General features: G+C 72.8%; 6 protein-coding genes. 4 read left to right on the top strand and 2 right to left on the bottom strand.

Annotation, left to right across the window (positions count from 1 at the left end; translation table 11 throughout):
• The first annotated feature begins 10 nt into the window (after positions 1–10).
• A complete protein-coding gene (locus GD970_RS18190; protein WP_152204322.1) occupies positions 11–928 on the top strand; it encodes a glycosyltransferase in 918 nt (305 codons plus the stop codon).
• A 73-nt stretch (positions 929–1,001) separates the two neighbouring features.
• Here GD970_RS18190 and GD970_RS18195 read toward each other — a convergent pair whose 3' ends face one another.
• Positions 1,002–1,991, bottom strand: a complete 990-nt coding sequence (locus tag GD970_RS18195) for an ATP-grasp fold amidoligase family protein (protein WP_152204323.1) — start codon at positions 1,989–1,991, stop codon at positions 1,002–1,004.
• A 62-nt stretch (positions 1,992–2,053) separates the two neighbouring features.
• Positions 2,054–2,782, bottom strand: coding sequence for a dienelactone hydrolase family protein (locus tag GD970_RS18200; protein ID WP_152204324.1), 729 nt, complete (start codon positions 2,780–2,782; stop codon positions 2,054–2,056).
• Between the two features lie 413 nt (positions 2,783–3,195).
• On the opposite strand from GD970_RS18200, the gene GD970_RS18205 reads away from it, so the two are divergent.
• From GD970_RS18205 to GD970_RS18215, 3 genes are all read left to right on the top strand, one after another.
• Entirely contained in the window at positions 3,196–3,789 is a 594-nt protein-coding gene (locus GD970_RS18205) for a 50S ribosomal protein L25/general stress protein Ctc (protein ID WP_152204325.1), read from the top strand.
• A 146-nt stretch (positions 3,790–3,935) separates the two neighbouring features.
• Entirely contained in the window at positions 3,936–4,526 is a 591-nt protein-coding gene (gene pth, locus GD970_RS18210; RefSeq protein WP_152204326.1) for an aminoacyl-tRNA hydrolase, read from the top strand.
• A 241-nt stretch (positions 4,527–4,767) separates the two neighbouring features.
• On the top strand, positions 4,768–7,880 hold a 3,113-nt coding region (locus GD970_RS18215), incomplete at its 3' end, for a LamG-like jellyroll fold domain-containing protein (protein WP_152204327.1).

Consider the following 7,880-nt stretch of genomic DNA (forward strand, 5'->3'; position numbering starts at 1 on the left):
GAGCAGAGCGATGAGCGACGTGACCGTGCCCCCGGCGCCCGAAGGGCTGCCGTACGTCTCCGTCGTCGTGCCGGTGCACAACGACACCGCCAGGTTGCGCCTCTGCCTGCAGGCCCTCGCGGCCCAGGACTACCCGGCGGACCGCTTCGAGGTCTGGGTGGTCGACAACAACTCCGACGACGACCCCCGGCCCGCCCTCCCCGAGGACGAGCGCTTCCAGCTTCTGCGCGAGCGGCGCCGCGGTTCGTACGCCGCCCGGAACCGGGCCCTGCCCCACGCCCGCGGGGAGGTCTTCGCCTTCACGGACAGCGACTGTCTGCCGCACCCGGACTGGCTGAGCTCCGGGGTACGGGCGCTGCTGCGGGAGCCTCGGCCGGACGCCGTGGGCGGGGCGATCCGGATCTTCTTCGACCACGGGACGGTGCCGACGTCCGGCCCCGAGCACTTCGAGGCGATCAACGAGTTCCGGCAGCGTAAGTACGTCGAGGAGTGGTCCTTCGCCGCCACCGCCAACCTCTTCGTCGATGCCCCCGTCCTCTCCCGGCTGGGAGGCTTCGACGCCACCCTGCAGTCGGGCGGCGACCTCGACTTCGGCACGCGGCTGGGACGGGCGGGAGGCCGGCTGATCTACGACGACGACACGGTGGTCGACCATCCCGCGCGTAGCACCTGGCGTGAGCTCGGCCGCAAGACCGTCCGGGTGGCCAACGGCATCGCCGACCGCTCGGCGCACCTCGGGCGTAGGGACGCGCTGGCCCGGGCGGTGAACGAGGGCAGCGGCGCCGTGACGATCTGGCTCAAGGTGTGGCGACGCAACGAGCCGGCGCCCCGCCGGGCCGTCGAGAAAGTGCGGTACGCCGCGGCGTTCGCCTACGTCAGGCTGTTGCGCACGGGCGTGCATCTGGGACGATTCACGCGGGGCAGATGACCCCGGCCGCGGCGCCGGCGGAGCGGGTGAACCGGCCGCGGCGCCGACGAGGCGGTGCCCGCTGGTCCGCCCGTCACTCGCCGCGGACCAGCGCCTCGTCGAGCGGCCGGTCCGCCGGTGTGAGGGTGCCGGCCCGGGCCGCGCGGACCTTGAGGCGGGCCTCGGCGTCCTCCCAGTAGCCGCCGAGCAGCCGGTCCAGCGCCGGGGCCAGGAGGACCTCGCCGCCCGGCTCGGGGGTGATCTCCCCGAGGACCGGGCCGTCGGCGCTGTCGAGCAGGTCGACGCGAAGGAACGAGCGCGGGATGGCCGCGCTGATCGTCCGCGCGAGCTCGAGCAGCTCGTCGGCGTGCAGTGGCGGGGGGAGGGCGGGGTCGCAGTCGTCGTTGAGGACGTTCCCGAGGTCGTTCCAGTCCGGGTCGAAGTAGCGCCAGCCCGCGGTCGGTCGCCCGTCGGCGTCGAGGAGGTGGGACTTGGACTCGATGAGGCCCACCCGGCCGAAGAATGTCCAGACCTTGTAGTCGGGGGGCTGCTCGCCGGGGAACCGCGGGTCCTCCACGAGCTCCTCGAGCAGGAAGGACGCCGAGGCCTCCTTGGCCTCGACGAGGCCGGCGACCTCGCGCCGGATCTCCTCGGCTGCCAGGGTCCGGCGCGTGAGAAGGTCGCGCCAGCGCTCGCCCTCCCGGTGGAGGAGGTAGACCCCTGTGCTCACCGTGCCGCGCGTCGGCTTGAGGACGAAGCGATCTGGCAGGTCCGCCCAGTCGAGGGAGCGGACGTCATCGTGCACTGCGAGCAGGTGGGGAGTGCGCACCCCGAGCCGCCGGGCCCAGGCGTGCATGTCGTCCTTGGCGTCCACGTCGAAGGCCGGGTCCTTGCAGCCGAGCTCGCGCATGATGCGCCGCACTCGCACGGCCTCGAGGTTCTTGTAGACGAAGGACGGCTCCTGGAGACGCGCGGTGGTCGTACGGCGGTACGTCCGCTCGACCCGCGCCCGGACGCGCTCGGGCAGGCTCGCAGCGGGAAAGACTCTCGCTCCGGCTGAGGCCGGCACCGCCGGATCCGTCATCGCCACTCCTTCGTCCGCATCTGCCGCGTAGTGGGGACGATAGGGGGTGCCTCGGGCTGCCGTTACGGGATCGGGCGCCCGACATGCTCTTGGGCGGGGAGGTGCGCATGCAGGAACCTCGTGGTGGCCGACCACGCGTCGTCGGCCGCCTCGGGATGGTGGAACATCGGGAGCGGGTTGTCGAAGGCGTGCCCGGCCCCGGGGTAGAGGTGGAACTCCACGTCCGGGCCCGCCACGGCGTCGCGGATGGCCTCCACCTGCGGCATGGGGATGTAGGCGTCGTCGGTGCCGAAGTGGTGCAGGCTCGGTGCGCTCACCCGCGGGGCGAGCTCGAGCAGACGCGGCAGCGCCGAACCGTAGTAGGAGACGAGGACGTCGGGGTCGGCGGCGGCCGCCACGTGGAAGGCCAGTCCGCCGCCGTAGCAGAAGCCGAGCACGCCAACCCCGCCGACGACCTCCGGGCGCTCCCGCAGGGCACGCAGGGCAGCCACGCCGTCGGCCACTGCGTCGTCCCACTCCACATGCTGCATGAGGGCAAGGCCCTGCTCGAGGTAGTCGGGCCGGCTCTCGTCCAGCTCGGGAGAGCCGATGCGCCAGTAGATCTCCGGCGCGAGCACGACGTAGCCGAGCTCGGCCAGGTCGGCGCACCGGTCCTGGATGTACCGGCTCACTCCGAAGATCTCCTGCAGGACGACGATGCCGGGCCCGGTGCCCGACGGCGGCAGCCAGAGGTGCGCGGGCATCTCGCCCTTGGCGGTGGGAACGGTCACGCTGACGGATGCCTCGGCCATCGCGGATGTTTCCTCTCTCATGTGGGGCCGCAGCGCTGCGCTGCGCCGCGCCGGTACCAGTGTGCCCGCCGATCAGGTTGTCGTCGCGTACCCGGGGCTGTTGCCCCGAACGTGGCCAGGCAGTTTCGAGCCACCGGCTGGGCGTCGCGGGCAGGAGGGTCACGGAGGTCACGGGCCGCGACGGACACCGCGGGTTACCGCCCGCCTCTCGATGCCGCTAAGATGTTCCGGTTGCCTCGGCGAGGGACGCCGGACGGGTGGGCTGCCCGGGTGTGCAGGCACGTGGCCATGGCCACGCGCCGTCCGCACGCCCCCGGATCCGTGATCGACGCGGTGGCGCCTTGTCGCGCCGTCCGTACGACGTCCCACGCTGAGGCCCACCGCCCATCGAGATCCACCGCTAGGAGAACCCCGTGGCTGACAACCTGCACCTCACCGCGACGCCGCGCACCGAGTTCGGCAAGGGCGCCGCCCGCCGCACCCGCCGCGCCGGCCAGATCCCCGCCGTGCTCTACGGCCACGGCACCGAGCCGCAGCACCTCGCGCTGCCCTCCCACGAGACGTTCCTCGTGGTCAAGGACCACTCGAACGCCGTCGTCACCCTCGACATCGAGGGCACCGAGCAGCTGGCCCTCGTCAAGGACGTCCAGCGCGACCCGGTGCGCCGCGACATCGAGCACGTCGACCTCGTCGTCGTCCGTCAGGGCGAGCGGGTCACCGTGGAGGTCCCGGTCCACATCACCGGCGAGTCCTACCCCGGCACCATCCACCAGGTCGAGCTGCAGACGCTGACCGTCTCGGTGCCCGCCACCCGCATCCCCGAGGTCGTCTCGGTGAGCATCGAGGGCCTCCAGGACGGCGCCATCGTGCGCGCCGGCGACATCCCCCACCCCGAGGACGCCAGCATCGAGGACGACGACGACGCGATCGTCGTCGTCATCTCCGTGCCGCGCGTCTCCGCCGAGGACCTTGGCGAGACCGAGGAGACCGAGGCCGCCGAGGCCTGAGGGCGGTGACGGGCGGGGCACGGCCCCGCCCCAGCAGCTGGTGCGTCGCGCCCAGGCCTGATCGGCCTGGGCGCGACGCCGTGCCGGGCCTCGTGCGCCGGCGCGGTGGTCGGTGGCGCCGCACGCGCCGCTCGGGAGGGAGAAGCATGAGCCCATGGCTCGTCGTCGGACTGGGGAACCCCGGTCCGCAGTACGCCGGGAACCGGCACAACGTCGGCCAGATGGTCCTCGACGTGCTCGCGCGCCGCATGAACGGCACCTTCACCAGCCACAAGGCCCGCGCCCAGGTCCTCGACGGGCGCCTGGGCACCCTGGCCGGCGGCGCCCCGGGCCCCCGGGTCATCCTCGCGAAGCCCGGCTCCTACATGAACGTCTCCGGCGGCCCGGTGGGCGCCCTGGCGAAGTTCTACGCCGTGGGGCCGGCCCAGCTCCTCGTCGTCCACGACGAGCTCGACCTGCCCCCCGAAACTTTGCGGCTCAAGCAGGGCGGGGGCGAGGGCGGCCACAACGGGCTGCGGTCCATCTCCGCTGCGCTGGGCACGAAGGACTACGTGCGTCTACGGGTGGGCGTCGGTCGTCCGCCCGGCCGCATGGACCCCGCCGACTACGTGCTGCGCGACTTCTCCGCCGCCGAGCGCGCCGAGCTCGGGGTGACGCTCGAGGAGGCCGCAGACGCGGTCGAGGAGGTCGTGACGCTCGGGCTCGACAAGGCGCAGATGCGGCTCCACACCGCCTGAGCGGCCGATCACCCCCCCATCAGCCTGGGCCACCAGCCCCCGGGGGACCTCATCCGGCGGCTCACCCCTCCCGCTCATCCCGTTCTGCCGGTGAATCATCCGCATGACCCTGCTGTAAAACCACCGGTGCGTCGGCAGAATTCTTGCCAGCCGTTCCGCGCGTCGACGGCGAGCAACATGCGGCGCCAGCCGCTTGGAGGACCCCCGGCTGACCGGCGGGCTGATGGGCAGGAGCGGGGCCATGGGACGTCTTCGCAACCGCCGGGTCCGGACCGCTTCTGGCCGCCGCGCCCTCCTCGTTGCGGTGCTCGGGCTGGCGATGATTCTCGGCGCGGCCCCGGCCCGCGCCGCGCAACCGCTCGCACCGCAGCCCCTTGCCGCACCGGCGCAGGCGTCGCCGCTGGTCGCACCGGCGCAGGCGGCTGTGCAGCCCGCTGCTGTCGCCCCGCAGCCGGACGGGCCTACCGCAGGTCCGCTGAGCGCCGGGGTGCCGGTGTCGGTGAACACCGGCGAGAAGCCGCAGTCGAAGGTCTGGTTCCACGATGGCTCCTGGTGGGCGGTGATGGCCTCGACATCCGTGTCCCCGTCCGGGACCTGGCTCTGGCGCAGCCACGCCGGCAGCTGGACCAACATGCTGCGGCTCTCGGGCGACGCCACGCTTCGCGCCGACGCCAAGCAGATGGGTGACGTTGTGCACGTCCTCCTTCACGGCCCCTCGCCCATGCTCGTCTCCGTCGAGTACGACGCCGCTCGCGGCACGTACCGGCCCTGGTCCCAGCGGCCGGCGGTGACGCCGGTCGATCTGCCAGGCAGCGAGACCGCCACGATCGACATCGACTCGACCGGTCGGATGTGGCTCGCCTCCGACGCTCCCCCCAATGTGGAGGTGCGCTACGCCGACGCCCCGTACCAGGCGTTCTCCGGGCCCATCGTGCTGGCCTCGAACATCCTCCTCGACGACATCACCGTGGTGACCGCCCTGCCGAACGGCAGCGTCGGCGTGATGTGGTCGAACCAGAGCACCGAGCGCTTCGGGTTCCGCACCCACCGGGACGGGACGGCACCGCAGACCTGGACGGCGGACGAGGTCCCCGCCGGCGGGTCGGCGCTCCGGGTCGGTGACGGCATGGCGGACGACCACCTCAACCTGGCCGTCGCGAGCGACGGGACGCTCTACGCCGCGGTGAAGACCTCCTACGAGAGCGACCGCTATCCGGTGATCGCCCTTCTCGTACGTCGCCCGGACGGTTCGTGGGACCCGTTGCGGCAGGTCGACAACATCGGCACGCGCCCGATCGTGCTCCTCGACGAGGAGACCCAGATGCTCACGGTGCTGTACACCCAGACCACCAACTGGAACAACATCCTGATGAAGAGCACCCCGACGGCGGTCCTCGACTTCAGCCGAGCGCCGGCCACGGCAATGGCCGGCAGGTTCAACGACGTAACGAGCACCAAGGAGAACTGGTCCAAGCAGGTCCTCGTGCTCGCTTCCACGGTCACCGAGGCGTTCTCCACCGTCCTGTCCGCGCCCACGGGGCCGTCGCCGGCCGCAGGACCGGTGGTGGCCGCGGGGTCGGTGTCGACGACGGAGGGGCAGTCGGTGAGCGGGGTGCTGAAGGTGGTGTCGAGCTCGGGTGGGCCGTTGGTGTTCGAGGTCGTGGACCGGCCGGCGCGGGGGTCGGTGGTGCTGACCGATGCGGCGTCGGGGAAGTTCACCTACACGCCGGCGCCGGGGGTGCTGGGCGCGGATGCGTTCTCCTTCCGGGTGCGTGACGGCGAGCTGTGGTCTGACGCGGCGGTGGTGGACGTGAGCATCGGCACGGCCACCGGGCTGCGGGGGCAGTGGTCGATGGACGAGGGGCGGGGCTCGGTCGTGGGTGATGGCTCCGGTTGGGGTGGTGCCGGTTCGACGGTGGGGGCGGTGTCGTGGGGGCCGGGCGTGGCCGGTTCGGCGGTGGTGCTGGACGGCGCGGGCGGGTATGTGTCGGTGCCGCACGCGGCGGGGCTGAACGTGGCCGGGGCGATGACGGTGGCGGCGTGGGTGCGTCCGGAGAAGGTGGCGACGCAGTACCTGGTGAAGAAGGCGGTGGTGGGCTCGCGGGACGGGTTCGAGCTGGGGTTGTCCTCGACGGGCAAGGCGTTCTTCCGGCTCAACGAGGCGTCCTCGGCGGATCGGTACCGGGTGAACGCCACGTCGGTGCAGCCGGCCGACGGGCGCACGTGGGTGCATCTGGCGGGCACGTACGACGGGACGAGGATGCGCATCTTCGTCGACGGTGTCGAGCAGGCGTCGGTGGCGGGGCCGGCGGCGGTGGGGGTGAACAACCTGGCGCTGGGCCTGGGGGCCGAGCCGGGGGGCCGGGCGCCCTTCCGCGGCGGGCTGGACGAGGTGCGCCTGTACGACCGGGCCCTGGGCGCTGAGGACATCGCCCGCCTCGCCGCCCGGGGCGGCGGGTCGGTGCCTGCGCCGGTGGTGGCCGCGGGGTCGGTGTCGACGACGGAGGGGCAGTCGGTGAGCGGGGTGCTGAAGGTGGTGTCGAGCTCGGGTGGGCCGTTGGTGTTCGAGGTCGTGGACCGGCCGGCGCGGGGGTCGGTGGTGCTGACCGATGCGGCGTCGGGGAAGTTCACCTACACGCCGGCGCCGGGGGTGCTGGGCGCGGATGCGTTCTCCTTCCGGGTGCGTGACGGCGAGCTGTGGTCTGACGCGGCGGTGGTGGACGTGAGCATCGGCACGGCCACCGGGCTGCGGGGGCAGTGGTCGATGGACGAGGGGCGGGGCTCGGTCGTGGGTGATGGCTCCGGTTGGGGTGGTGCCGGTTCGACGGTGGGGGCGGTGTCGTGGGGGCCGGGCGTGGCCGGTTCGGCGGTGGTGCTGGACGGCGCGGGCGGGTATGTGTCGGTGCCGCACGCGGCGGGGCTGAACGTGGCCGGGGCGATGACGGTGGCGGCGTGGGTGCGTCCGGAGAAGGTGGCGACGCAGTACCTGGTGAAGAAGGCGGTGGTGGGCTCGCGGGACGGGTTCGAGCTGGGGTTGTCCTCGACGGGCAAGGCGTTCTTCCGGCTCAACGAGGCGTCCTCGGCGGATCGGTACCGGGTGAACGCCACGTCGGTGCAGCCGGCCGACGGGCGCACGTGGGTGCATCTGGCGGGCACGTACGACGGGACGAGGATGCGCATCTTCGTCGACGGTGTCGAGCAGGCGTCGGTGGCGGGGCCGGCGGCGGTGGGGGTGAACAACCTGGCGCTGGGCCTGGGGGCCGAGCCGGGGGGCCGGGCGCCCTTCCGCGGCGGGCTGGACGAGGTGCGCCTGTACGACCGGGCCCTGGGCGCTGAGGACATCGCCCGCCTCGC

Source organism: Georgenia thermotolerans (assembly GCF_009193185.1).
Classification (GTDB): Bacteria; Actinomycetota; Actinomycetes; order Actinomycetales; family Actinomycetaceae; genus Georgenia; species Georgenia thermotolerans.

Excerpts from the sequence above, each read along its gene's own strand:
- GD970_RS18190 (WP_152204322.1), top strand. The coding sequence starts at position 11 with ATGAGCGACGTGACCGTGCCCCCGGCGCCCGAAGGGCTGCCGTACGTC.
- GD970_RS18195 (WP_152204323.1), bottom strand. The coding sequence starts at position 1,991 with ATGACGGATCCGGCGGTGCCGGCCTCAGCCGGAGCGAGAGTCTTTCCC.
- GD970_RS18200 (WP_152204324.1), bottom strand. The coding sequence starts at position 2,782 with ATGGCCGAGGCATCCGTCAGCGTGACCGTTCCCACCGCCAAGGGCGAG.
- pth (WP_152204326.1), top strand. The coding sequence starts at position 3,936 with ATGAGCCCATGGCTCGTCGTCGGACTGGGGAACCCCGGTCCGCAGTAC.